Annotated in this window: 21 protein-coding genes; 17 read left to right on the top strand and 4 right to left on the bottom strand. The window is 64.3% G+C overall.

Going from position 1 to position 25,604, the window contains the following annotated elements; genetic code table 11:
• Nucleotides 1–713: ParA family protein (locus tag EET10_RS29060; RefSeq protein ID WP_136624782.1), on the bottom strand; the 713-nt coding region annotated here is incomplete at its 3' end.
• A 1,111-nt stretch (nucleotides 714–1,824) separates the two neighbouring features.
• On the opposite strand from EET10_RS29060, the gene EET10_RS29050 reads away from it, so the two are divergent.
• Nucleotides 1,825–2,688 carry an MPT63 family protein gene (locus EET10_RS29050; RefSeq protein WP_318784859.1) on the top strand — a complete coding sequence of 288 codons (864 nt, stop codon included), beginning with the start codon at nucleotides 1,825–1,827 and terminating at the stop codon, nucleotides 2,686–2,688.
• A 276-nt stretch (nucleotides 2,689–2,964) separates the two neighbouring features.
• On the opposite strand, the gene EET10_RS29040 is transcribed toward EET10_RS29050, so the two are convergent.
• The 3 genes from EET10_RS29040 to EET10_RS29030 form a co-directional block, all read right to left on the bottom strand.
• On the bottom strand, nucleotides 2,965–3,192 hold the full coding sequence (locus EET10_RS29040) for a LuxR family transcriptional regulator (protein WP_099187371.1): 228 nt from the start codon (nucleotides 3,190–3,192) through the stop codon (nucleotides 2,965–2,967).
• Between the two features lie 106 nt (nucleotides 3,193–3,298).
• Complete coding sequence (locus tag EET10_RS29035) at nucleotides 3,299–5,230, bottom strand: hypothetical protein (RefSeq protein ID WP_099187373.1); 1,932 nt, start codon at nucleotides 5,228–5,230, stop codon at nucleotides 3,299–3,301.
• 411 nt (nucleotides 5,231–5,641) lie between these two features.
• On the bottom strand, nucleotides 5,642–6,019 hold the full coding sequence (locus EET10_RS29030; RefSeq protein ID WP_085669402.1) for a hypothetical protein: 378 nt from the start codon (nucleotides 6,017–6,019) through the stop codon (nucleotides 5,642–5,644).
• A 322-nt stretch (nucleotides 6,020–6,341) separates the two neighbouring features.
• Between EET10_RS29030 and EET10_RS29025 the strand changes: the two genes are divergently transcribed.
• The 16 genes from EET10_RS29025 to EET10_RS28950 all read left to right on the top strand — a co-directional run bounded on the left by EET10_RS29025 (nucleotide 6,342) and on the right by EET10_RS28950 (nucleotide 25,597).
• Complete coding sequence (locus tag EET10_RS29025) at nucleotides 6,342–6,656, top strand: hypothetical protein (protein WP_085669401.1); 315 nt, start codon at nucleotides 6,342–6,344, stop codon at nucleotides 6,654–6,656.
• Between the two features lie 10 nt (nucleotides 6,657–6,666).
• On the top strand, nucleotides 6,667–8,358 hold the full coding sequence (locus EET10_RS31870; RefSeq protein WP_099187375.1) for a PPE domain-containing protein: 1,692 nt from the start codon (nucleotides 6,667–6,669) through the stop codon (nucleotides 8,356–8,358).
• Nucleotides 8,359–8,418: 60 nt separating this feature from the next.
• Nucleotides 8,419–8,784 (top strand): hypothetical protein, encoded by a 366-nt coding sequence (locus tag EET10_RS29015; protein WP_136624781.1) that lies wholly within the window; start codon nucleotides 8,419–8,421, stop codon nucleotides 8,782–8,784.
• Nucleotides 8,785–8,853: 69 nt separating this feature from the next.
• Complete coding sequence (locus EET10_RS29010) at nucleotides 8,854–9,141, top strand: hypothetical protein (protein WP_136624780.1); 288 nt, start codon at nucleotides 8,854–8,856, stop codon at nucleotides 9,139–9,141.
• 4 nt (nucleotides 9,142–9,145) lie between these two features.
• Nucleotides 9,146–9,739, top strand: coding sequence for a hypothetical protein (locus tag EET10_RS29005; protein ID WP_099187379.1), 594 nt, complete (start codon nucleotides 9,146–9,148; stop codon nucleotides 9,737–9,739).
• Between the two features lie 3 nt (nucleotides 9,740–9,742).
• The gene (locus EET10_RS29000; protein ID WP_136624779.1) at nucleotides 9,743–12,292 is read left to right on the top strand and encodes a hypothetical protein; all 2,550 of its coding nucleotides are present in this window, start codon (nucleotides 9,743–9,745) and stop codon (nucleotides 12,290–12,292) included.
• Nucleotides 12,293–12,722: 430 nt separating this feature from the next.
• A complete protein-coding gene (locus EET10_RS28995) occupies nucleotides 12,723–13,016 on the top strand; it encodes a hypothetical protein (RefSeq protein WP_085669394.1) in 294 nt (97 codons plus the stop codon).
• A gap of 16 nt (nucleotides 13,017–13,032) precedes the next feature.
• Nucleotides 13,033–14,493 (top strand): DUF4226 domain-containing protein, encoded by a 1,461-nt coding sequence (locus EET10_RS28990; protein WP_099187383.1) that lies wholly within the window; start codon nucleotides 13,033–13,035, stop codon nucleotides 14,491–14,493.
• Nucleotides 14,494–14,614: 121 nt separating this feature from the next.
• A complete protein-coding gene (locus EET10_RS31500; RefSeq protein ID WP_225723117.1) occupies nucleotides 14,615–15,763 on the top strand; it encodes a transglycosylase SLT domain-containing protein in 1,149 nt (382 codons plus the stop codon).
• Between the two features lie 37 nt (nucleotides 15,764–15,800).
• Nucleotides 15,801–16,829: a C40 family peptidase gene (locus EET10_RS28980; protein WP_167480285.1), complete on the top strand. Its 1,029-nt coding sequence runs from the start codon at nucleotides 15,801–15,803 to the stop codon at nucleotides 16,827–16,829.
• Between the two features lie 42 nt (nucleotides 16,830–16,871).
• Nucleotides 16,872–18,371, top strand: coding sequence for a type VII secretion protein EccB (eccB, locus tag EET10_RS28975; protein WP_225723115.1), 1,500 nt, complete (start codon nucleotides 16,872–16,874; stop codon nucleotides 18,369–18,371).
• A complete protein-coding gene (locus EET10_RS28970; RefSeq protein ID WP_099187389.1) occupies nucleotides 18,368–19,534 on the top strand; it encodes a cell division protein FtsK in 1,167 nt (388 codons plus the stop codon). Before eccB ends, EET10_RS28970 begins: the two co-directional genes overlap by 4 nt.
• A complete protein-coding gene (eccCb, locus tag EET10_RS28965; RefSeq protein WP_099187391.1) occupies nucleotides 19,534–22,485 on the top strand; it encodes a type VII secretion protein EccCb in 2,952 nt (983 codons plus the stop codon). The genes EET10_RS28970 and eccCb overlap by 1 nt, the downstream gene beginning before the upstream one ends.
• 137 nt (nucleotides 22,486–22,622) lie before the next feature.
• Nucleotides 22,623–23,948: a MobF family relaxase gene (mobF, locus tag EET10_RS28960; RefSeq protein WP_051493655.1), complete on the top strand. Its 1,326-nt coding sequence runs from the start codon at nucleotides 22,623–22,625 to the stop codon at nucleotides 23,946–23,948.
• Nucleotides 23,949–24,047: 99 nt separating this feature from the next.
• Complete coding sequence (locus EET10_RS28955) at nucleotides 24,048–24,356, top strand: PE domain-containing protein (RefSeq protein WP_051493652.1); 309 nt, start codon at nucleotides 24,048–24,050, stop codon at nucleotides 24,354–24,356.
• A gap of 35 nt (nucleotides 24,357–24,391) precedes the next feature.
• On the top strand, nucleotides 24,392–25,597 hold the full coding sequence (locus EET10_RS28950) for a PPE domain-containing protein (protein ID WP_051493650.1): 1,206 nt from the start codon (nucleotides 24,392–24,394) through the stop codon (nucleotides 25,595–25,597).
• Nucleotides 25,598–25,604 lie beyond the last annotated feature (7 nt).

Here is a 25,604-nt window from a genome sequence, read left to right as displayed (position 1 = left end):
CTCGCCGCGTACTCCTTCACATATTCACCGACCATCTTGTAGCGCTCCGCCAGGAGCCGTAGCGGCTTTGCTGGCGGGTCCTCGGAAGTGATCGCAATGCGCTTCGTGCGCTTCGGGAGATCGCTCACCAACGGAATCGGCGGAGCCACCTGCACCTCATTGTTCTCTACGATCTGGTCGAGTCTCCTAAGACCGATCCCTGATGGGATTGGACGCACCTTGGTCGGCAGAACGACGATGGGATAGTCAAGCATTTCATCGACCAGCTGCTCCAGGCCGCGTAGATCAAGCAAGTCCAGAGTGGTGGGCGCGAGGACGACATCGGCCACAGCCAGCGCACCGTGTGTATGCTCGGCGGCTCCTGGGTGGGTGTCAACGACGACCCACTCGGTGTCCCACTCGGCCGCCCACTTCAGCAGAGCCTCGGACATCTGCTCCCGGCTTGGCGCCTCCCTATCAAGGTGCGGATGCCCAGGCACCAGGCGGGGCTTTCGGTATCCCTTGAGCGGTTTAGGTGTCCGACCACTCTCTAGAGCATCAAGGATCGGGACGCTGACACGGTCGAGCGGGCGATCCCCCCAGATCGACGTGACGCCGGCGATGTCGTGTTCCAAGTCAACCAGTACCGCGTCAAGTATGTACGCAACCTCGTAAGCACTGGTGCTCTTTCCCACGCCGCCCTTGCGCGAATGTGTGACGAGAATCTTGGCCATCGTCCTTATGTCCTTCTATCGAAAATTACTTTAACCGATCAACCGATCAACCGATCAACCGATCAACCGATCAACCGATCAACCGATCAACCGATCAACCGATCAACCGATCAACCGATCAACCGATCAACCGATCAACCGATCAACCGATCAACCGATCAACCGATCAACCGATCAACCGATCAACCGATCAACCGATCAACCGATCAACCGATCAACCGATCAACCGATCAACCGATCAACCGATCAACCGATCAACCGATCAACCGATCAACCGATCAACCGATCAACCGATCAACCGATCAACCGATCAACCGATCAACCGATCAACCGATCAACCGATCAACCGATCAACCGATCAACCGATCAACCGATCAACCGAATGCTCAGTATAGCACTTGACCGCACTAGCGAAATAAGGATATCACAATGATTTGATCATACGCACTATCGTTCTAATGTTTTACACAATAATATGTGGACGGATCTAACGTTGTGACGTTGTAATGTAGAATTGCTCTGGTCGAAGTTTTGCTCCCCGTGACCATGGCCGATACCGCTACGCTGGGTTTGCTAAAGAGTGATACGTCACGGTGACTATTTGACGGCGGGGGATGGGTGCTGAACAGTGTCATGCCACGCGAGACTGTCTCAGAAGTCGATACTGACGGTACCGAACATAGAGCCCGCTCGTCCCAGCGTCGAATGCCAAACGCTAGTGAGAACCAGAGTTTTCAACGACTTGGACCCCCCGCATTCGACTCCTCCGCAACCCCCCGGCATCGCAACACCCGAGCGCGATCATCACGCGGAATTTGGCGGCCGACCTAGCCGCGATCACCGATCTCATCCAGCTGCGGTGCCGCTCCACACCACACAACTCCTTACCCGCTACAGAACGCGTGTCATCGATCACCTCTCGTTACGACCCCACCTGACCCCCCGGCGCGTTCTTGTCCAGCCCCGACTACGACAACGGAACTGGTCACCTCGGATTTGATAAGGGCCGCGGGACGCATTTCGGGGTGCTGAAGAGCTGCTAACTTTTGGTGCTGACTGCATCGTTTAGTGCGCGCAAGGAGATGAACCGTTGAGTGCTGCTTTAAGAGCTGTGATTGCCATCGCCGTGCCGGTATGCGTGGGTGGTGCGGTATCGGTGCCCGTAGCATCTGCGGACGAATCGGTGATTCACCAATTGGGCACCCCCGCCCAATTGGTGAACGGTGATGTGGTGCAGGCCTGGACGATCACGAATCTCAAGCCAAGCACGGACTCCATCCCCTATCCGGTAGCCGGAACGCTCTGGGAGGCAGCCGCGACCGATGTTGCGGTGAATGGCACGGTTCAGCCTGTGGTGTCCAACCTTAAAGCCAGGGCCCACAGCGGCCAGACCTACTGGGTGCTGTTCGGCGTAGCAACGCCGCAAGGGGTGAACCCGGCCACGTTGAGCCAAGGACAACAGACCACCGGAAAGGTCTACTTCGATGTCACGGGTGATGTGCCGGACAGTGTGGTGTACAACGCTGGCGGTCCGGATCTCGTGGTGTGGGTGCAGCCGCCGCCCTCGTCGACCCCGCAGAACGCGTCATCAGGCTCGGCAACCCCGTCGGGTGCTATGACGGGCGGTGCGACGGCGAGCACGCCTGCTGTTCCGGGCAGTCAGGGGACACCTGCGGCCCCGGGTAGCACGGGAACCCCTGTCGTTCCAGGTAGCGCGGGCACCCCTGTTGTTCCGGGCAGTCAGGGGACACCTGCGGCCCCGGGTAGCGCGGGAACCCCTGTCGTTCCAGGTAACGCGGGCACACCTGTTGTTCCGGGCAGTCAGGGGACACCTGTGCCCGCAATTACCAGTACGCCCGTCACGTCGGCCGCGGCCCCCAGTCCCACCAGCAGTTGCTCCAGCGGGGACGCAAACTGCTCCCCATCTCCTGATAACGCCGCCGCTACGCCGGCGACAACCGTCGCCCCCTCTTAGCGGCTGAGCAGTTCGCGTAGTCGCTTTGCCCCGCGGTCAGACACCGACTGCGACGACAGGACGTAGGCGGCGGGTTGATCGGGAGTGAGCCGGCCGCCGCTGACGTGGCCGCTGACAAATCGCCGTGCTTGGGCCGCCTCATTTCTCTAGTAATGAGACGACCGGAACGGGCCCGGAGAGCGCCGTATGGTTGCGCTCACGCCCATGACGTCGCCTCCTAACCCGCAGCCTCCCGGCAACGACACCGGTTCACCCGATGACTGGCCAACCTCCTAATCACTTATCCGCGTGGGCATTTCGCTGCTTGTACTTCACAAACCCATCAACGGCTTGTTTCGTCACGCCGAGCTGAGCGGCAATCCACGTCGTACCGCGGCCGCCGTCGATCAGGCGCTGCGCCGCCGTGCGGCGCCGCTCCCGTGCATCAGTGAGTTCATCAGTCAACTGCCCGACCTTGCCATCCCAGATGACGCTGACGCCTTCCTGGGCCTTCCCTATCGCCATCAGATGGCGGGGAGTCGCCGCAGGAGACGGCGAACCATAGGTGTCGCGCAGCGGGCTCAGACACCGCGCCCGGTGTATTCGCGTCGCACGGCGTGCGTCCTCCGCGTTACCCGGGTGTGAGAATTCGTCCGCCGAGCATGGTGAGGACTAGCTCGATGGCGTTGTCGTCGGCGACGAGTTCGTCTGGTGGGCCATTGGCCAGAGCGATGTCCCAGAGCGTGCTTTTCACGTTGGACGGCTCTACCGGCATGGCGAGCATGATGGCGTCCATGCGTGCTTGGTCATGGACGTTGTAGCGGTCTTCCAGCCAGGCGTGCCACTGATCGCGTTCGGCCCGGTAGCGGGTTATCCGGTCTTCGCGCAGCACATCGGTGTGGTGGGCGTCGGCCAGGCTGTCCAGGCTTGTCGGGCCGGTGGCCACGGTGCCGCGGCCTGTCTTGATGAGCAGACCCGCGATGTTCAGGGTGGTGAGGGCCTCATCACCTGCGCTGTTGGAGACCGCGGCGGCGGCGTAGAGATCCGCCCGATTGGTGAGCCCGTGGTAGGCGACGAGTTCGTAGATCCGCCTGAGGTGGTGGCCGAGGACGGACCAGGCGTCGTGTACTGGCTCGATGCGCACACGCTGGATAGCGGCTCTGGGGGGCCTGATCTGCGAGGGCTTGGTCAGCGCGTAGGTGTCGGCTTCGACGCCGACGCCGCGGCGCGTGAGGATCAGTGGTGCGCCTGGGCGGTCTCTGATGTCTCGCAGGACCCGCCAGACGGCGTCCTCGCTGAGCAGGCCGGTGCCGAGGGAGAGGTTCCTGCCGCCGACTCCGATTACCCACACACCGTTGATTTGTTTCCCGGCGCGGTCGGCATTGCTGGCCAGCGATTGCAGGACGGAGTGCACGGTCCAGCGGTAGCGCTTGCCTTTGAATTCGATGTCGGCCCAGTGGAGGGCGGTAGCAAGCCAGGTTCTCAACGAGGAGGGACCGCAGGGTCCGGTTTCCTTTGGTCCCCCCTGTGAGTTCTTGTTCTTGTGCTGCGGGTGGCGGTGTTTGAGGACGTTGTTGCAGATCCAGTTCAGGGCCTTGGTGAAGTCGCGGTCGAGTGCGGTGTGGGCGTGGTGGCGGTAGCGGCTGTAGGCCTGGCCGAGTCCGTGATGCCAGGGTCCGCCTGGTGCGCTGAGTGCGGTGATGCTGGCGCGGCTGTGTCCGCGGGCGATTGCGGCGGTGAGTACTGCCATGCGGGCTTCGGAATGGCTTTCCCATTGTCGTTGGCCGGTGGGCATGGTGCCGTATTGGGCGTACTGGATGAGATCAGGGTGCAAGGGGTCATCACGTATCCAGTGCGTTGCGAGACGCTGGTCTGCGCCGTCGCCGGTGCAATAGTCGGCTGGGTTGGTAGCGCTTCGGCTGTTTGCTGCGGCGTGGACGGGGGTGGGCCGGGGTTTGAGGGCGCCCAGCAGCTCGTAGAGGCGCGGCAGCAGCGTTGGTGCTGATCTGGTGGTGAAGGCGTCAACCGCGGCGTCGAGGGGGCCGTCGAGCTGGCGGTAGCCGCCTTGCTTTGCCGGCGTTCCCGGGACGCTGAGGCACCCAGATTCGGCGTTGGTGTTAGGAGTTTTGTCCAAGGTGGGCAGCCTGGCCGCCAGCATCTGGACGAGATGGTTCATCTCGTCGAAGCTGGCTGTGGTTCCCACGGCCAGCGGGCACCAGAGGTGTGCGCCGGTAGGGGAGTGGTCGGTGACGATCACCCCGCCGCAGCGGGTGATCCATTCGGCGGCGGTGGCCAGGTCGGCGTCGACCGCGGCCCGGTCGCCACGGGAGTCGTCGAAATCCAGGGCAAGCAGGTGGGTGCGTGCTTTGGGGGTGTAGAGGTAGGTGGCCGCAGGCAGGTGAGGCAGCCGCTTGGTGAGTTTCGCGGCCCGGCTGAACTTGCCGATCTCGTTCTCGTAGACGCGAATTGAGCGCCGCCCGGGGGCACTTAGCAGCGGCGCAAGTGTCTGCCAAACCTTCTCCGGACTGTCGGAGCGAGACGAACCGCCTGTGGGCGCGCTCATTGCCGAAGCCCCGGCAGAACCTCACCGTGTGAGTTCAGCAAAGCTATAGAGGGCACCGACTGTGGCCGGCAGGCGGCGTGCCACCATGCCCGATGCGTCGTTGCCTGCGAGACGCAAGTGAGCTGGGTAAACGTTTGGACACGGTTTACACATTTCGTGTCGTTCATTGTTCTGTTGACAGGAAATGCGCTACCGTGAGAGCTGTCGTGCAAAGACAGTCCCTTCGGGGAATTGGGTGTGAGAACCTGAAGCCGAGTTGGCCCTTGACTTCAAACTCTCGACGTGGCCCCGCTTAGGCGGGGCCTTCGTCATTTGAGCGGTTCTCCGCACACCAGCTATTCAGATGTCACATATGCCCGGCGCAGATTCAAGACATGGCGTCCCTATGCGGGGGGAGCCGGGCGGTGTGTGTCACATCGCCAGCGGCAAGCCCTCCTTCTGGACCTCGGTATCCCGTACGAGCTCGGGGTAGCCCATGTGGTGACAGATAATGTCCGCCAGGTATGTCGATCGTTCGATGCCGAGATGTAGGTGGTCGACGTCGATGAGGTCGGCGACTACGCGGGGGGGCCGCACTTTGACGTGAGGTCCGATCTTGCGGTCCTCGTCGCTGAGTTGTGTTTCTCTGGCGGTTTCGAATAGGAGGCGTTGCGGAAGGCGGCGCATCAGGTCGGGGCGGTCGTAGTGGAACACGATGATGTCGGTCAACACAGTGGCGCGATCGACGCCGTGGTCGGCTGCGATGGTGTCGACGGCCCGCAGGACAATCCCGGGCAGCGTGGCGGTCATGATGGCGCGGTCGCCGAGTGAGGGACGACCCGTGCGACCTCTTCTACCAACTCCAGTCATGGGCCTGATCATGCATGGCCGATTTCTGGAAACGGCTCCGACACGCCGAGGCCCTCGGAGGAAACCGGTATTGCCGGAAAAGCCAGAGGCGCGGGGGCTCGCTCAAGGTCACGTGGATCCTCTTCCATGCTCGGTGTAGCCCAGTGAGACAGTCGCGACGTAGGGACAAATTCATGCGAATCTTGCGCACCACCTAGAGATGCTACACACTAGGCAGTGAGTAAACGCATCTAATGCAAGGTGACGAGAAAGTGGGAACAACATGGCGGACTCGATTTCCCTGGACACCGATGCCGCAGCCCAGGCCGCGGCCGAATGGGCTGCCTATGGTGATGCGGTGGAGGCTCACGGTCAACGCCACCACATGACCCTTGCGCAGCTTCAGGCCACGGTGGGTGACACCTATGCGCCGTTCGTCGCGGCCAAGCACGCCGAGATGCAGGCGCGCGAAGCGGCCTACCAGCGCGTGGCAGAGCATGCGCGCGGTCACGCACGGCGCCTGAGCAACACCCGAGCGATTTTCACCAACACCGACGACGAGTCCGCAGCGCGGATCAACAGCGTCGTGGACGCGTAGATTCGCCACCATGGATCTGTGGGTCGATCCGGACGGCTTGCGGGCCGATGCCGGGGCGCTCGATGCCTCCGGGCACCCGAATGCCCCGGCCTCGGTGTGTCAGGCCGCTGCGGGTGACTCTGTATCTGCTCACCTGTCCGGGGCGCTGTCGGCGTGGTCTCATTCGCTGCATCTACTGCATGAACATGCTGGACAACAGCGTGCCATTGGTGGGATGGCCATCGCTGGCACCGCCGCCGATCTCGCCGGCACCGACGACGAGAATGCCGCCGCGATCGGCGGGATCATGGATGGGTCCGCACCCATGGCTGGTGGTGCACCGGCAGGCCCGTCAGCCGGGAACCTTCCAGCACTCCCGGCCCCCTCACTGCCCACCATTCCGACCATGACAACACCGCCGCCAATGTCCGCGGAACAGGTTGCTGCGCAAGTGCATTCAGGCCCCGGACCCCAGAGTCTGCGCACCTTCGCCACCAATATCCGCAAAACTCTTGCCCCAAGTGTTCTGCGTGCCGCCCACGAGGCGCGCCGCACCGGCACGTCGGTCGCTGAGAACTGGGTCGACGGCCAACAGCGAGCGGCCACCAACATCGCCAGACACGCCGACTGGCTGGAGTCCAGTCTTCACCCGCAGATCCTTGCGCTGGCCCGCGCCGCTGACGATGTAGCCACGCACACCGAGACCTTGATCCGGAGTACACCACGCCCCGAGGAGTTCACCGATCTGCGTCAGCGCCTTCAAGTCGCTCTGGCCAACTACAACACCAGCGGGGGAGCCAACGCAGCTCAGGTGGAGGCGCTGTCAACAGAATTGAGCAAAAAGCGTGCCGCCGCGATGAGCGCCATGCAGGGTTTCTCGACCGCGGCACCACCGACCATCAGCGGGGCCGCCAAGCCCCCGCAGCCCGCCCCGCCCATCGTGCACAACCCCGACGAACCTGCCCAGACCCTCAACCCGCACGGCCACCCCGAATCAGGTGGCGATCACGACGGCACCACCGAGGGACGCGGGCACCATAGTGGAGGCGACTACAACGCTGACGACCTCGGCTCCCCAGATCATCCCCCGGCCGGCGCTGCCGCGGCTCCGGGCAATCCCACTCAGGTGGCTCCGCTGGCCGGCGCCGACCCGAATTCGGCGAGCATGCTCGCCCAAGTAGCGGGGATGATCATGGGAACGGGCACGGGTGCGGTCGGTCAGGTCACCCACGGCCTTGGCGGTGCGTCGCCGCTCTCGGCGCTGTCGAGCCTGTCCTCGCTGCCCGGTATGGGCGGCGGAATGCCTCATATGGGCACCCCGGAGATGCCGATGCCTGATACCGGCGGCTCTGGTTCACCATCCGATGGCGCAGGCAGCGACTTTGGCAGCGGCGGGACCAGCCCCGCCGGAGGGGCCGGCGACAGCGGGGGAGGCGGTGGCGCTGCGATGTCGAGTTCTAGCCCCGCCGTCGGACCGTCCGTGGGCTCCGGTCTCACTGTCGGTTCGCCCACCGCGGGCGGGCCCACCGGGGGCGGGCCCAGCGGTGGCGGGCTGGGCATGATGCCGCCGATGATCGGCGGCATGGGCGGCAAACAGGATGAGGGCCGCAAATCCGAGGAGCGGCGCCGCGTCGTCGAGCGACCCATGCCCAACACCGAACCCGTTTTCGGTGAGGTACGTCGTGAGACGCGGCGACGCCGCGCCCCAGACAAGAAGACGTAATCAACATCAAGGGGAAGTCGTTGCACCGCAACGCATATCGCAGTTAAGGGAGAGAAGACGATGGCCACGCGAGCTGAGAAGTCCTCAGAGATGATCGACAAACTGCTAGACGCTATCTGCCGGTGGGAAAACAAGGTGGCCGCGTTCACCGCGACCGGCGACCCCGACGATGACATCGTCTTGACCCATGACGGGCGAGGCCGACTCATCGGCTGCGATATCCGCACGGGCCTGCAAGAAGAACTCACCGTCGGTGAGCTCGAAGACGCCATGAACGACGCCATCGCCAAAAACGCCGAACGGACATACGCGGGAATCCAAGCGATGGCCGTCGAATTCCGTGAGGAATTTACCCAGATCCCCGAAGAGTTCGCCCAGCATCCAGTGGCCGCAGAATTCGCAGCGGCACTGCGCGGCGTGGGCTAACCGTCGGAAAAATACGCGTCAGCGCAGGCAGTTACCATTTTTCTGAGCAACAGAAAGGGACTACGTCAGATGGCCGCAATCCATACAGACGTCCCCGAACTGGGGTCGACCACCGGAGGGTGGTTTTCTGCTGCCCCCACGCAGCCCACAGTGCACCCGATCTGCACCCCCGGCACTGATCCGCTGTCGGTGACGTTGAGTGCGGCAGTCGCCGACTGGCCCGCGGCTCACGAAGCCCTAACCGCCATGAGAGCCACCGACGTCAACGGAGTGGCCACTGCCAACGGTGGCACTGCGGCGATCATGACCGGCAGCGACGAAACCAACGCCGCACGAATCAGCGGAATCGAGGTCTAAGACCATGACCGACCAGCACACCTACCCGCCTCCCGTGGCGACCTACCCAGGCCGTGGCGCCATGCCGCCCGCACCGCCGACCCCACCGATGCCGCAGTTCTACCCCGCGCCCGCACCGCGGAAGCGCAAGGGCGGCAACATCGCGGCGGTCATCGGAGTTGCGGTGGTAGCCGTGCTCACCGCAGGCGTTATCGGTGGTCTGATCGGCAACCACATGGCGACGGGTACCACCGCAGCACCACCGCCACCTGCCGCGGCCCCGCCGGCACCGACCGCCGAGCAGGTCAAAGCCTCCACCATCGACCTATGCACGCGCTTTGCTGCTGGTTACCGAGCCATGCCATCACCGCAGAGGAGCACCGGGGACATCCTTCCGAGCTACAATTATATTTCCGAAGCTTTATACGCTAATCCTAACGCTGACACCGCTATTCGTGACGCGGTGGCTCAGAGTCTGAAGATGGCTCGCGATCAGATTTCCAACTTTAGCGATCAGCCCCGGGTCGGGGCGATCGAGCCGAGCAAGACGTGGACAGCAGAGGCGGCAAATGCTGTAGACCAGCACGCGTGGGATTTGTGCAAGGCGTACGGGAGCTGATCCGTGGCGTCTGTAGCAGGGGGAGCGGGCGAAGGAGCTTCTGCGGCAGCGCAGGCAGGTACTTATATTGCCCACCAGCTCTACACCAGCGGTGTCAGCGCCATGGCGGAAGCCGGGGCGGTGGCGAAAGAGGCCGGCTCAGAGCTGGGGAGCGGTGAATTCGGACAGGCGTTGAAGCGGGCGTGGCGACCCTCTGAGCACCTGCGTGAATCGTTCGAGAGTATTCAACAGTTCCACCAAGACGTCGCTCAAGCCCTGGGCGAGGCTGTCGATACGTCGTACGACCACTATCGGCCGCGCTTCGCCGCGGCTTTGACCGGTGAAGCGGGCGATGCGCTGCTGGCTTCTCACGACGCGACCGTCCAGACCTGGAGTAACCACCAGGACAAGCACACTGCGGCGGCCACCGCAGCCGCACAAGCGCTCGGCCATATCAAGGGATTACAGGGGCGAATCGACAACCTCGCCGAAGCCGGGGAAGAAGAGTTCAACGAAGCGGTCCGCAACCGCGATCCTGTTGCCGCAATGGATGTTTGGACGCGCTACAACGGACTCGCTGAAACCTCCACATCAGAAGCCACCGGTAAAGCGACAAGCGCCATCCATGCGGCAAATTTCACGATCCCACTAGACGTGCCCAGAACGCCAGAAACAAAAGACGGCGCCAAAGACGGCAAGGACGGCAAAGAACCCGAAGCTAAGCGGACGCCGAAAAATGGGGAGGCATCGCGCACCCCGGAGGACGGTGCTGATCCAGCGTCGGTGGGCAACCCCGCGGATGGAACGCCGCCGGAGGCTTCGAGAACGCCCAAAGACCCGACGGGCGCTCCGGGTGCCGAGCCACCGGCAGCAGCCTCGTCGCCTGCAGGGGATGCCACCCGGACCTATCGACCGGGCACCGAGGGCGCGCCCCCGATGCTCGGCCAGTTGCCGCAGGCGATGAGCGGTGCGGCTGGTGGTGGCCAGAGTGGCGGGAGCGGTGGCGGCGGTTCGAGCGTGTCGGGGCTGGGCTCGGCTTTCAAGCCACCGTCGGGTATGGGGTCGTTGATGCCGACTTCCCCCGCGTCGTCGATGCCCTCGGCACCTTCTATGCCGGCTTCATCGGCTGCGGCGTCTCCGATGTCGAATGTGGGATCGAGTTTTCAGTCGGGGTTGGCGTCGGGCATGAGTGCTACCGGGGGTGGGAATGCCCTGTCGAACTTGGGTTCTCCGGTGTCTCAGCAGTCGGTGACGCAGCAGGGGCTGCCCACTCAGCAGGTCGGGGGTGCTCCAGCGTTCGGGAGTGGCCTGGCCGGCGTCCCGCTGTCGGGGCCAGGGGGCGATGCTGGCCTTGGGAGTTCATCGGGATCGTCGAGCGGTGGCGGTACGCAGATGATGCCGCCGCCCGCGATGGGCGGTGCGGCGCCGTTGGCTCCCTACAGTGCACCGGGAGCAGGTGCGGCTAGCGCTGCTGGTGCAGGTAGTGCGTCAACGGCACCGACGGCCGCCGGCCCGTCGTCCGGTTCGACCGGTGGCGGCCCCGCGCCGGGACCGCTAGTGGCCGGTGGTGCTGGGTCGAGTGTGTCCGCTCCTGGTGTGGCGGCGCTCGGGGAGGAAGTTAATCCAGACCTGTTATTGGCGCAGCGGGTGTTGGGTGGGCTGGTGCGGGGATGTGAGCGTTGGCCGGCGCCGATTGCGTGGGCGGTGAGCGTGGTCAAGACTCCGGTGGGTTCGCAGGTGTTGGTGGCCAGCAGCCTCGGGGGTGGCAGTTATCTACCGGCGACGGTGTTCCTGCCGGCCACTGCGCGGTTGGCGGTGGTTGATCCGGCGTTGCCGTTCGGCTGGGCGCACGGGTGGATGGGCTGTCAGAAGCCGTCGAAGATTCTGGTGGATCACTTCGAGCACTTGCAGAAAAGAGTTGTCGGGGCGTCGATTTCGGCGATGGTGACCACGGAGTTGCGGCCGGATAGGCCTGCCGGGGTGGCGGACTTTGCCGGATTCCAGCATATCGATGCTCTGTATTTGGTTCCCGCGGCGCCATCTCTGGATGGCGCGCATCAGCACCGGCTTGCGGCTCTTGATCCCGTTCTCGCGCAACGCGTTTCGGCTATTGATGCCAAAGATGGCCATCTTTCGGCCTATGCGGCTGCCCAGTTGACGGCCGCGGTTATCCAGGCAGCGGCTCAACCGGATCCAACTGGCGAGCCATTGGCGACCGCCGATGAGGGCAATATTTTGGCCTCGGTGCAGCGCGGAACCGCCGATGAGGTGTCGTGGAAGTTGTATGACGAGTTGGCTTATCGACGTTACGGCAGTGATCTTCTGTCGCCGGATTCGCGCGCGCCACGGGATTGCGATGGTTCGGAGCTGTATCACCAGAGCGTCGTGTGGTACGGCCACTTCTACCATGTGGGTCGGGTGGTCGAGCTTGTCCAGTTATGGAGGGGCGGTTCCGTTCCGCCGCTGGCAGAAATCGCTTATTGCGGTGTGCAGGCCGGTTTCGGGTCGGTGGTGGCGGCGATGGTCAGCGCAATTGAGCAACAGATCCAGCAGTTTCCCCGGCGGACAGCATGAGTGAGAACCCAGCAGATGGCTCTGATACGCCGTTGGTCCGGGCGGTTCGCTCGCCGCACTGGCCAAGTCGCGGCAGTCGCTGGGGCGACTTGGCCAGTGCAGCAACAGTTTGCGTGCTCACCACCTGTTAGAAGTGCTGGATGGCATTGAGCTCTCGCATGAGATGGGGTTGGCCGCCCGGCGGCGAGGCGATCGACTGGCGGGAGAACCACATGGGAGCGTATCCAACGCTGGCGAATGGCAAGTGAGCGCGAGCGCTAGTCGGCACTATTGGACCGGAGTTCTCCTGAATCGTGGCTGGCCGCCGGCGCAGTTTGAGACCGCGAGATAACGAGAGTGAGCCGCCATCCTGCATGATCACTGTTCACGATTGCTTATCTATGTGTAGACTGAGTGGTATTGGTTTATTTGGCGTCCGGAAGGGGCAGCGGTGGAAGACCTTGCTGAGGAGGATGAAGCGGCGGTCCGGGATGTTCGCGTGGTCGCCTCGGCGGTATCGGCGAAGCGCACTGTGGCCGTGGAGGTAGGTGACAACGGGTGTGTCGTGGGAGTGCGCCTGCTCTCGGATGCGGTCCGGCGCTGGGATTCCTACACCTTGGGTGACCGGGTAGTGGCCGTGGCCGACGTGGCACATGACCGGTACTTGTCCAATCAGCCCAATGGTGATGGCCACTATCCGGATCCCAAAGACGTAGCAGCCGCCGAACTCAAGCTGAATTTCTAGAAGGGACGCCACCACAATGTCTACTGACGACTGGAATCCGATCGGCACCGTGATCGGATCGGTGTTGGGCGGCGCCATCGCCGGACCCATCTTGGGTCCGCTGGCCCCGGTGATCGGCGGCATCATTGGCGGCAGCACGCCCACGCACGGCGACGCGCCCCACGCGCCCCCGCCTCATCCGCCGGCGCCCCATCGGGAAGAAACTCCGCTGCTCCCGCTGCCGCCCGCTGCGCCGGGGCCACTGCCGCCACCGCCCCAGGGACCGGTCCCCGGATCGGGGGAAGCCGCAAACCATCTCAACGCCGATGCCAGCACGTTCGCCGATGTGATCACGCAGCTGCATGAATTGGACCAGAGCGCGGCGGCGACGATCGAGGCGATTCACGCCGCGGGAACAGCAGGTCAGCAGCAGCTCGACAACATCGCCAAGGACGTCAACGACAAGATCACCGAGCTCGGGCCGAGGCTCAATACGCCAGCAGGTCAGCAGGAGCTTCGGGACTTCTTGAGGGAAAAGCTGACTGCCGCCAAGAAGGTGCTCGATCAGCAGATCGCCGATGCGGAGGCCAAAGCTCGGCATACACGCGAGTTGACCAAGAAGTACGGCGGGATCGGTGGCGATGACAGCGGAAAGGTCGGTGCTGAGCCCGCCGGGAACAGCGGTCACGGCGGCAACCCTAGCGGCGGCGGCAGTCCTGAGGACCAGGGCACCGCGCCAGCTGCGGCAGCTCCACCTGCGGCGGGCGCCTCTCCGCTTGGTCAGGGCATGATGCCGGGGGCGGGCATGATGCCCGCCGGTATGGGGATGCCGCAGATACCGTCGATGCCGTCGTTCGGCGGGGGAATGCCGGGCATGGGCGCGGGCGATCCGCTCAGCGCATTGAGCGGCCTGGGCGGCGGGCGTGACGCAGGGTTCCGTGACGATCAGGACTCCGGTAACCAGCCTAAGCCCGACGCGTCGGGCTCTAAGTTCCGCGACGAGTCCGGTTCGGGCGGTGACCAGCCCAAGTCCGGCGCCGAGGGTGCACAGACCAGTCCTGCTGCGGATCACACCCCCACTGATCCGGCCGCTTCCGCGCCGCCCGCGACCACGCACGTCGCGTTGCCTGACGGTGGATCCGCCGAAGCACGTACGGTGCAGGGCGCTACTGCCGTCAAAGCCGCCCTGGGCGGTGCGCCGGTAGCTGATGCTTGGCACCAGGCTGGTGTGAACGTGCCCCCGCCGGGGACCCCGGTCGTCAATCCGATTCCACCCACCAAGTTGCAGGCCGGCGATGTGGGTGTGTGGCAGGACCATCTGGTGATGGCTCTGGGCAATGGCAAGGTGTTGGTTTCCGGGCAGGTTCAGCCGTTGACGAGCGTGGGGTCGAGCCCAGACTTCCTGGGCTGGATGGATCCCAGTGCTCAGGCCGTCAAGCCGGCTCAGCCCGCTCCGGCGGTCCCGCCGGTCCCGCCGCGCGGGCCGTCGTCATCTTAGGTCGTCAGCGAGGACCAGGGGTGATATCGGTGGCGGACAGGTCGGCGATGGCCTGGGATGATCGCGATGGCCGTCGGGATCGGTTGTCGCCCGTCGCCTTTCGAGCGTGTGGTTGGCAGCGATGAGTGTTGATGGGTTCGTGCGTGCTGCCGGTGCCGCGATGGGTATGGCTCGGGAGAGTTTTGGCACCGGCGTTGGGTTGGCGTTGGCGCCACCTCCAAGCCTGGGCCCGGTGCCGGATCAGACCGGTGACGGCTCAGGTCAGGCAGCTGAGGGGTTCACCGATGAGTCCGCGACGGTGTTCAGAAGCGTTGAGGCACTTGCTGATCACGACGAAGCAGGCCTTGGTGGCCTGCACGCGGCGCTGGCCTCGGCCGGCGCTTCCCGCGGGCGGATGGATGCGGTGATCGCCGCGGCAGTGGCTGATGTGCAGTCAAAAGGGTTGGCGGTCAACACTCCGGCCGGCCAGCAAGCCTTGGTCTCGGCGATCAAACGTCACCTCCAAGACACCAAGTCCACTCTCGATCAGGGCAGCAGTGAGGCCGCAACGCACGCCGCGGCCGCCGACGCGACCGCAGCGGGCTATCAGAGCATCGGTCACCCTGCGGGCGGGGCTGCACCGATGATGCCCCAAATGCCGATGATGCCGCAGATCCCGATGAGCGGCGGCGGGATGCCCATGGGCGCAATACTGTCTCCACTGGGTGGTCTGACGAGCCTTCTTGGTCAACAAGTCTCACCCAGTACCGGGTCGATGGCGGTGGCGGGCTCCGAGGGTAGCGCTCCCAGCGGTGAAGGCGTGGAGAACCGCACTGACGCTGGCGCAATCCCGGTCGAGGAGGTGAACCTGGCCAAGCAGGGCTTCCCTGGCGGCCCAGACGCTTACCGCCAGTACCTTGGCAAAGCCCTCGACACAATGGGCATCACCGATCCCGTCGCGCGCGCCAACTGGACCCGTGGGTTGATGACGGGGCTGGCGCGGGAATCCGGGTACCACCCCGACGCGGTGAATTTGAGCGACCCCAACGCCCACGGCGCCCGGATGGTCGACGGCGCACCGGCAGGGTCCTCGCGTGGCGGGTTGCAAACGATTCCCGCGACGTTCGCCTCGAACCACCAGCCGGGCACCTCACGCAACATTTATGACCCGGTCGCCAACATCACCGCAGCGATGAACTATTTGATGCGCCGCTATCACGTACAGCGTGACGGATCGAACTTGTCGGAAGTGGGTCAGTTCAATCCTCACCATGCTCCGGGTGGTTACTGATGCTGGTACCAAAGCCGTCGATGGGGGGTTGGCAGCGATGAGTGTTGATGGGTTCGTGCGTGCTGCCGGTGCCGCGATGGGTATGGCTCGGGAGAGTTTTGGCACCGGCGTTGGGTTGGCGTTGGCGCCACCTCCAAGCCTGGGCCCGGTGCCGGATCAGACCGGTGACGGCTCAGGTCAGGCAGCTGAGGGGTTCACCGATGAGTCCGCGACGGTGTTCAGAAGCGTTGAGGCACTTGCTGATCACGACGAAGCAGGCCTTGGTGGCCTGCACGCGGCGCTGGCCTCGGCCGGCGCTTCCCGCGGGCGGATGGATGCGGTGATCGCCGCAGCAGTGGCTGATGTGCAGTCAAAAGGGTTGGCGGTCAACACTCCGGCCGGCCAGCAAGCCTTGGTCTCGGCGATCAAACGTCACCTCCAAGACACCAAGTCCACTCTCGATCAGGGCAGCAGTGAGGCCGCAACGCACGCCGCGGCCGCCGACGCGACCGCAGCGGGCTATCAGAGCATCGGTCACCCTGCGGGCGGGGCTGCACCGATGATGCCCCAAATGCCGATGATGCCGCAGATACCGATGAGCGCAATGCCGTTGGCTCCCTTGGGCATGCTCGGCAACCTGCTTGGCGGGGGCGGGTCGGGACGGGCTCAGCAGGCGGTCGGCGCGCAAGCGGGTGCCGGTACCAACGCTGATTTCGGTGGGAGCGGTGGCCCGCAGGGTGACCGCATCGTTAAAGCTGCGTTGACGCAGCTGGGCGTTCCGTATGTCTGGGGTGGCACCAAACCGAACGTGGGTTTGGACTGTTCTGGTCTGGTGCAGTACGCGTACAAGCAGGCGGGGATCGCCATTCCGCGCACCACGTACGAGATGACCGGTTGGGGTGTGCGCGTGCGTCCAGAAGATGCCAGGCCTGGCGATATTTTGTTGTGCAACAAGCAAAACGGCGAGTACCAACATGTGCAGCTGGTGATGAACGATCACCAGACGATCGAGTCTCCGAGCCGGGGACAGAGCGTGCGGATCGGTAAGTGGCCCTCCGGGGGATTTGAAATCAGACGCGCGGCGTAGACAGCGTTCGAAGGGGACAGGGAGATGGCACGACGTGGCGGATTGAATTACGCTTCACTGGAACAGGTTTCAGCGTGGCGTTTCCTTCGGCATCGCATTTCGGTGGGGATCGGCCGGCGCAACGTGCGGCTGGTGCACGATCCGTCGAAGAACTCGGCGGCGTCGCTGCTGGTGGGGTTTGTGGCTTCGGTGGCCATCGTGGGGGTGTGCGCGATCGTGGCGTTCATCAAGCCGATCGGGCAGATCGGGAAGTCGGAGTTCGTGGAGGCGCGCGGCGGCGGCGGTATGTATGTCGAGGTGGGTGGAGTGATGCACCCGGTGCTGAACAAGGCGTCAGCGCGGCTGATCACCGGTCAGCCCAACGATCCGACGCTGGTGCCGATGAGTGAAATCCTTAAGGCACCGGTGGGGCCGATTCTCGGGATTCAAGGCGCGCCGGATGATCTGACGGTGCGCACCCCGGGGGACACTGGGTGGGCGTTGTGTGACTGGCTGGGTTCGCAAGGTTCTCAGGTGGTGCCGAAGGTGACGGTGATCGACGGTTTGGCCGATCTCGGCGACTGGGCGCACAGGATCGATTCCCCGCAGGTGGGTTTGATGACGTACGCCGGCGCGACGTTCCTGGTGACGGATGGGCATCGCTCAGAAATCGACCTCGCCGATAAGCCGGTGACACTGGCGTTGGGGTTGCCGGTTGGGAATTTGCATCCGGCGGCGATGTCGCGGGCTTTGTACGAGGCGTTGACGCCGACGGCGCCCGTGCGGGTGCCGGCGATACCGACGCCGGGCGGACCGGTCAGCTACAGCACCGCCGACCTTCCTGTGGTGTCGGGCAGCGTGATGCGTGTCTCCGATGTGACAGGTGATCCGCAGTTCTTCGTGGCGCTGCCGGCTGGGGTGCAGCGCGTCCCGCAGACGGTGGCCACCATGATCATCAATGCCGCGGTGGTGCCAGGGGCTCAGGTCATTCAGGCCAAGTCAGCAGCCTTGACGGGGATGCCCCAGGCGGTTGGGTTTGATATCTCGGTCTACCCGAGGGGCCTGGTGCAGTTGTTGGACAAGGCTGTCGAGCCGGTGACGTGTGTGATGTGGCGCAAGACTAACGGCGAGCCGCAGGCTCAGGTCAGCACTATTTCGGGGCGGCGATTGCCGATCCCGGTGGGCGATGAGCGTCGCGTGGTGCCCTTCGTGAGTGCCGGTGTCAACACCGCCAACCAGGTCTATGTCAGCCCGGGCTCGGCCAACTTTGTTCAGGTGACTGGTGTGCAGCCGGATTCGGTGCGTGGCGAGAGCTTGTGGTTCATCGGCAACAACGGTGTGCGCTTTGGTGTGCCGAGTACCGGCGGTGGCGGTGAGGACCAAAGCCGGCAGGCACTGGGATTGAAGGCTGACCTGCCCACCCCGGCGCCGTGGTCGGTGATCAAGTGGCTTCCGGCGGGGCCAGCGTTGTCCAAGCCTGCGGCGATGGCCCAGCATGACAGCTTGATGCCAGATACGAATGTCGCCGCCTTGCAGGTACCAACGAAGGGACCGGGCCAGTGAGCCGTATCGGATTCATCCGCCAACAGGTTGGCAAACCAGATGTTCCAGAGTCGGCGGTGGAGCTTCCCGATCCGTGCGAGATCAGCAGGCCGGCGCCGAGTACGCCGCCGATGTGGGTGTGGGTGCTGATCTTCGTCGCCGCGGCGGTGGCATTGATGGTGATGCTGTATCTCTCGGGTGCCCGGCAGCTCTCGGGCGGCTCCTTCTTCCTGTTCCCGGTAATGCTGATCTCCATGCTGGGGATTCTGCGAAACCGGATGGGGGGCACCGGGAAGAAGGCCCACGGCAGCGCCATCAATCAGGACCGCGCCGACCATTTGCGGACCCTCGACGAGCAGCGCGCCAAGATCCACGCCGCCGGCCGTGCGCAGGCGCGCGAGATTTGCTATCACCATCCCGATCCCACCAACGGCTCCCTGGCGACGCTCGTCGGCACCGGTCGCATGTGGGAGCGCACCCCCAGTGAGCGCAATTTCGGGCATGCCCGGCTCGGGTTAGGCGTGACCCGACTCAAGACGAAACTCCAACCGCCGACAAAGGTTCCGCCACCAGAGTTCCGCGAGACGGTGACCACAGTCGCCGTGCGGGATCTGCTCATCGCGCAGAACGTGGTGCACGACGTGCCCCGGCCGCTTCACCTCTTCGATCAGATGGGGTGGGCGTTTTTCGGCGAGCCTCAGATGCGCTCGACGGTCCAAGGACTGTTGCGGTCGTTGATCTGTCAAATCTGCGTGTTCCACGGCCCCGATGACGTCAAAATCGCCATTATCAGCGATGATGAGGCGTCGTGGGATTGGGCGAAGTGGTTGCCGCACAACGGCGATGACGAGTTGGTCGACGCCTGCGGACCGGTACGGCTCATCTTCCCCGACGTGCCTTCCTTTATGGAGCGTTACGGCGATGCGTTGGCCCAACGCGGCCCCTTCCAAACCCGACAGGAAGGCAGTCCGCTCCCCGAAAGCTTCTTGGTCACGGTTGTCGATCTTCCCGAGGCCGACTGCTCACCAATACTCGGTGCGCAAGGGCGACTGGGGGTTTCGGTCTTGGAAGCCACCGGCAATGAACACAGCGTGCTGGCCAACGGCGCCACAGCATTTTTTATGGCCACCGATGAGAACGGCACCATCAATCTACTCAAGGCCGCTGGTCAGGAGGTTTGCTAATGGTTGCAGTCACCCGGTCGATGCCCATGGGTCTGCGGTTCGCCGCCGAACCCGACATCATGCCGATTTATGAGGCCGAGGCGCTGGCACGGGCGCTGGCGGCGTTCACGCCCACCGACGAGGCAGAATCACTGCTGGCGAAGACGGCGGAGGAGGCCCGCGCCGGACAGGACTTCACCGATGCGCTAGGTATTTACGATCTGCGCGTTTGGGATCCGCGGTTGAATTGGAACAACCTGTCACCGGCCAACCGGCTGCGGGTACCCATCGGCAAGGCCCTTACTGGCCGCCTGGTCTACTTGGACGTCAAGGAAGGCGCCGAGGGCGGCTTCGGGCCGCACGGGTCAATGGTCGGACAGACCGGCTCGGGTAAATCCGAGCACCTGATCTCCACCGTGCTTGCCCTATGCGCGACGCATTCCCCGCAGCAACTGCGTATCCTGCTGGGAGACTTCAAGGGAGAGTCGGCGTTCGGACCCCTGGAGGATTTGCCGCACTGCGACGGCATCATTTCGAACTTGTCGAAATCACAGCACAAGCTCGACCGTTTCAAGCTGGTGCTGCGCGGTGAGTTGAAGCGCCGCCAAGAGCTGCTCAACACCACCGGGTTCGCCAGCGTGCGGCTCTATGAAAAGGCCCGGGCATCAGGGCGCACTGATCTCGAACCGCTTCCCGCCCTGCTACTGGTCCTCGACGAGTTTTCCCAGATGCTGGACTTGGTGCCGGAAATGGCCAAGGTGATGGACGAGGTCGCCCGCCTGGGTCGGTCGCTGTGGATTCACATCCTTAACGCCAGCCAGCGCATGGAGGTGGGCAAGATGGCCGGCATGATCGCCCAACAGACGTTCGCGATCGGCCTGAAGGTCAAGGATGCCGGCGAATCCCGTGCGGCGATCGGCTCCCCTCGAGCGTGGGAGGAATTGAAGAACGCCCCGCAGGGGTCAGCGTTCCTCGTCGTCGATGGCGAGCACACCCGCTACCGCAGCTTTTATGCCAGCGGCCAATTCATTGCACCGAAGATGAATGCCACAGAACGCGATCGCAGCGAAGGCCACTACCTTTCGGTCACCAAGTTCAGCACGGCACTGGTCCCGCTGCCCGACATCGTGGTCGGTGAGAGCGACGTGGAGCTAGAGGACGCGCTAGACAGCTCTCCGGAAGCTGATGCCCCCACCGTGGCCGAGTTGATGGTCGATCGGCTGCGCGAGGCGGCCCGGACGATGCCGCGCGGCCACCGCATGTGGCGGCCTGCGCTCGATGACACCACCACGTTGACCCTCGATGTGATCTTGGGGGAGTACTGGAATCGTCCCTGGGACGAGTTCACCGAAGACTCAGGCCTGGTTGCAGCCTATGGGCGAGAAGACGATCCCTTCGAGCACTCCCAAGACGTGGTGGCGCTCTCGCTCGTTGACAGCAGCGCAGGTGTGGCCGGCGCCCCGCAGGCCGGTAAGACAACCGCGCTGCGCACCTTGATGATGTCCTTGGCGATGACGAACTCTCCGCAGCGGGTGCAGTTCTACGGCATCGACTTTGGTGGCCTGAAACTGCAAAGTGTGGCCGGGCTGCCGCATGTGTGCGGCATCGCGGGCACCGGCGACGAAGAGAAGGTCCAGCGGGTGGTCGCCGAGGTCGAGCGGATCCTGCGCAACCGCAAACGCGACTGGACGCGGTGGGTGGACCCGGGCTTCTCCAGCGGGCAGCCGACGGGGCTGGACCTGTCGCGCTTCCGGGCGAACAAGTTCGGTCCGAACCGGCGACCGGTGCCCGAAGATGGCCACGGTGACGTGTTTCTGGTCGTGGACAACATCACCGCGATCAGGAACGAACTGCCGCTGATCCACGACCGGATCACCGCTTTAGCCGACGGTGCCCTGAACTTCGGCGTGCATGTGATCTTCAGCAACGACGCCTGGCTGGGAATGAAGGCCGAACCGAAGTTGAGTTCCAAAGTAGAACTGCGCCTGGCCGACTCCACCAACTCCCTGATGGACCGCCCCACAGCTAAGACCGTCCCCGAAGACCAAAAGGGGCGAGGGGTGGTCAAGCCCGGTAAGCACATGCTGGTCGCCGTGCCCTTCGTGGCCCAGGTCGCTCACGTCGGTGGTGAGGTAGCGGCCACCGAGGCAACGGCGTCCTTGGTGGCCGAAGAATGGGCCAAACGGGGCTTCGGTCCAGCACCGCAGCTGCAGCAACTGCCCGGCGAAGTCGCCTTCACCGACCTGGAACCACTGCCCGACACCGCGCCACGGCACGCACTGCCGATCGGCATCGGCGAGCGCGACATGTCTACAGCCTGGCTGGATCTCAACCTCTATCCGCACGCGTTTTGCACCGGCACCACCAAAGCCGGGCGCACCGTGTTCCTGCGCACGGTGTGCGCAGCGATCATGCAGACCTACCGCCCAGACGAGGTCCAGGTGATGATGTTCGATCCCGATTTCTCGATCGGCGACGCCCTGGCTGACGAGTACCGCACGGTATGGGAGACCGATCACGCCAAAATCGGTGAAGCCGCCGCCCAAATCGGGGCCTTGTTGGAGCGGCGTCGACCCCCAGCGAACCTGGATCCACGTCAGCTTCGAGACTGGAAGCCCGTGCGCCCCAAGTGGTTCATCCTCATCGACGACCTGACGATGCTGAGCCCCAATGGACCCTCCACCACGGTATTGCACCCGCTGCTGCCGGCAGTGGAGTCGGCTCGCAACCTGGATCTGCACGTCATCGCCTCGGTGACCAGCGAAGGCTGGTACTCCCGCGGCGGGTCGAACAAGCTGATCCAGGCAATGCAGCGCGGAGGTACCTCGGTGCTGGTGCTCGACGGCGACAAGAAGGAATACATCATCGACCAGGTCCGCCCCGCCGCCCGGATACCCGGACGCGGTGAGCTCTACCTCCGCAAGGCCGGCGGCCAGCTGATCCAGGTCGCCCTACCGCCCGCGCTGGACTAAATAGTGTCGGCAGCACCTGCGGTACAGAGGTATTGGGTATTCTTGCACATTTTGTACAAGCCTGGTTGTGGCGCACTTCGTGCGCCACAACGGCGGGCCGATCGGCCTCGGGACGGTGCGGGTGGCGGTGGTCGCAGATGTTGACGTGCTCGCCGCTGAGGTCGATCAACTACTACAACCACACCGCCCGCCGGGCCGGCCAGGCGGCCAAGGACGCGGCAGCGGCCAATGGCTACTCCGAACATGACACCCGAGCCCCGCTGTGGATAGTCGTTGGGGACGCTGACACTGCCGCCGAACTGGTCGGTTTGACCGATGAGCAGCGCGCGAGTGGGCTGGCCGATTTGGACACCGTGGCGCGCTGGCTCGACGAGGGAATCGCGCCCAACGGGGCGCGCGGACAGGCGTTCGGGCCGAAGGACAACCACGGCATCGACGCGACGTTTTGCGCGCCCAAGAGTGTGAGCTTGTTGCGGGCATACGGCAGTGACCTGGTGGGAAAAGCCGTCCTTGACGCTCACAACCTTGGGGTGAAAGAAGCCCTCGAATACGTTCATCAGCACGCCGGGTACACCCGCGTGCACAACAACGTCACCGGTAAAAAAGACCTCCAACGACTACCGGGTTTGGTCGCGGCGGCCTACCAGCACGAAACGTCGCGTGCGGGTGATCCGCACCTGAATACCCACGTCATCGTGCCCAACAAGCAGGCCCGCGCGGACGGCAAACTCGCCGCCGTGGACACCCACTCGTTGTGGCATGAGGCCAAGGCCGGCGGGGTCATCTATCAGGCCACCATGCGCCGAGCGCTGACCCAGTCGATCGGCGCGGAGTGGGAACCGATCAACCCGCACACCGGGATGGCCGAGCTCGTCGGCATCGATCCCGAGGTGGTCAAAGCGCACTCCCGACGTAGCACCCAGTTGCAGGAATGGGCTGATGACCACCTCACTCTCATCGATGGGCAACCGACCCCAGCGCAGCTGGCGGCCGCGCAAAAAGCGACCCGGCCAGCCCAGCCCGAAGGCTTGTCGTGGGCGCAGTTACGTCAGCAGTGGAGAGAGGACCCGCGCGGGTTCCGCTTTGATTTTGACGCCAATCGGGCCGCGCGTAAGCAGCGCCGGGCAGCCCCGGCGGTGCTCGATCGGCAGCGTATCGCTGAGATTGCGGCGAGCATCGATAAGGCGGCGTTCACCCGCGCCGATCTGGTGGAAATCATCGGTGCGCAGTTGCCGATCGAGGTCGATGACGACGACCGCAGCCCGCGGGAACAGATCGAAGCCGCTGTCGACGAGATCGCGATCCGGGTCAGCGAAGAACGCGCCGCCCATCACCGCGAAGGCCACGTCCGCTACACCATCGACCTGGGGCTCGCCGAGGAATGTGACAAGACTCATTCGCTCAAAGCGTTGCGCTCCGCGGCAGGCGACGAGGCCGACAGGTCAATGGCGCTGCATGATTAGTGAACAATACGACGTTTACGTGTTCTGTTATCTGCTTCTTTGTGGTTAGACTGTTGGGCAAGCAGTGCATTTCAATCTCTAGCTAGTGAGGAGTTTCCTATGGAGCCATTCATCATGATCGAGCCCGAGGCAGTGACCGGGGCCTCGGGTGCTGCGGCCGCGCTGTCCGGTGAAGCCGCTGCACACGGCGGCCAGGCGGCAGCGTCGTCGGCCGTGGTGCCCCCGGGGCTGGAGGAGATCAGCGCGGCCAACGCCGCCAAGATTGTGGAGTTGGCCACCCAGGCCTCTGCGGTCATTGAGGCCGGTGCGGCGTTCCATGCCGCGCATGGCGTTGCGGTGGGAACCTCGGCGGGCATCGTCGACCTGGCAGATGCGGTGAACTACGCCGCCATCGGCGGAATTGTTTAACGGACCGCTGGATGATCGGGGATTGAGGCCATACGATGGCGGGCGAATGGGGTGCAGATCCACCAGAGGTGAACAGCGCGGGCTTTTGGTTCGGGCCTGGCGCGTCCACTTTCGTGGCCGCCGCTGAGAATTTGGTCAGCGTGGCCGCCGGGCTGATCGCGAACCTGGGCGGTCAGGAAGCGATCAACGCTGCGCTGGCGATGTCGTGGCCGGACCCGACCGGGGAACTGGCAGTGCTGGCGAAGGTGCCATTGATGCTGTGGCAGGCCGCTGCGGCCGGTCAGATCGAAGCACAGGCGGCGGTCATTCACCAGGTGGCCCTGGCGTTCGAGTCCCTTAAGGCAGCCACCCCCACGCCGGGTGAAATCGGGGAGAACCAGGTCGAGCACGGCTCGCTGCAGGCCCACAATTTCCTGGGCATGCTTACACCTGCGATTATGGCCAACCGCGCCAACTACGGTCGGATGTGGGTTACCTCGGCGTCGAACAAGTACGAGTACGCCGCGGCATCCATGCCGATGCAGGCCCTTCCCCCCTTGCCTCCTCCCCCGCCGGCGACCGCCAGTGGAGGAGCCACCCCCTCCATGCCAGCACCGCAGGAGAAGTCCGCTGACCTGCTCAGTGCTGGCGGCGAGCAGGCGATGACCGCCTTCATGGGGCCCCTTGGCCAGGTCAGCAGTATGGCCGGGCAGCTGGGCCAGGGTGGACCGTTCGGCAGCCTTGCCCAGCTGCCGCAGCAGGGCATGCAACCGCTGATGTCGCTTTTCCAGGGCGGCATGGGTGGCGGCAATCCCTCTGATGTGCTGTCGGCGGCTACCGCTGCGGACTGGCTTACGGCCACCCCCGCAGCCGGTGGGCCGGTCGCGGCGAACCTGGTGGGTGCCGGTGGTGGAGGCGGCGGCGGAATCGGTGGCCTCGGGGCGCTTCGCGGGCCTGCCAGCTTTGGTTCAACCCCGGCAGTTAACGCGGCGTCCTCCACACCTGAGTCTGCGTTGTCGCGAGTCAACGAAGCACGTTTGGCTTCCGGCGCTCAAGTCAGCGGCGCCGGCATGGGCAGCAGCGGAGCCATGATGGGTCCGATAGCGCACGCCGCCGGCGAGCAGAACAAAGAGGAACGCAAGAGCACGCCACTTACCTCGCTGGCGGCACTGTACCGGGCGCCGACGACGGTTCCGGTGATCACCGGTAGTGGGGGAGCGGTCTTCCGACCGTGGGAGGGGGGCGGCGACCGAACCACGTGACCTCGAC

Source organism: Mycobacterium pseudokansasii (genome assembly GCF_900566075.1).
Taxonomy (GTDB): domain Bacteria; phylum Actinomycetota; class Actinomycetes; order Mycobacteriales; family Mycobacteriaceae; genus Mycobacterium; species Mycobacterium pseudokansasii.
Note: the sequence above shows the minus strand (reverse complement) of the source record. Positions and strands in the feature narration are given on the sequence as shown.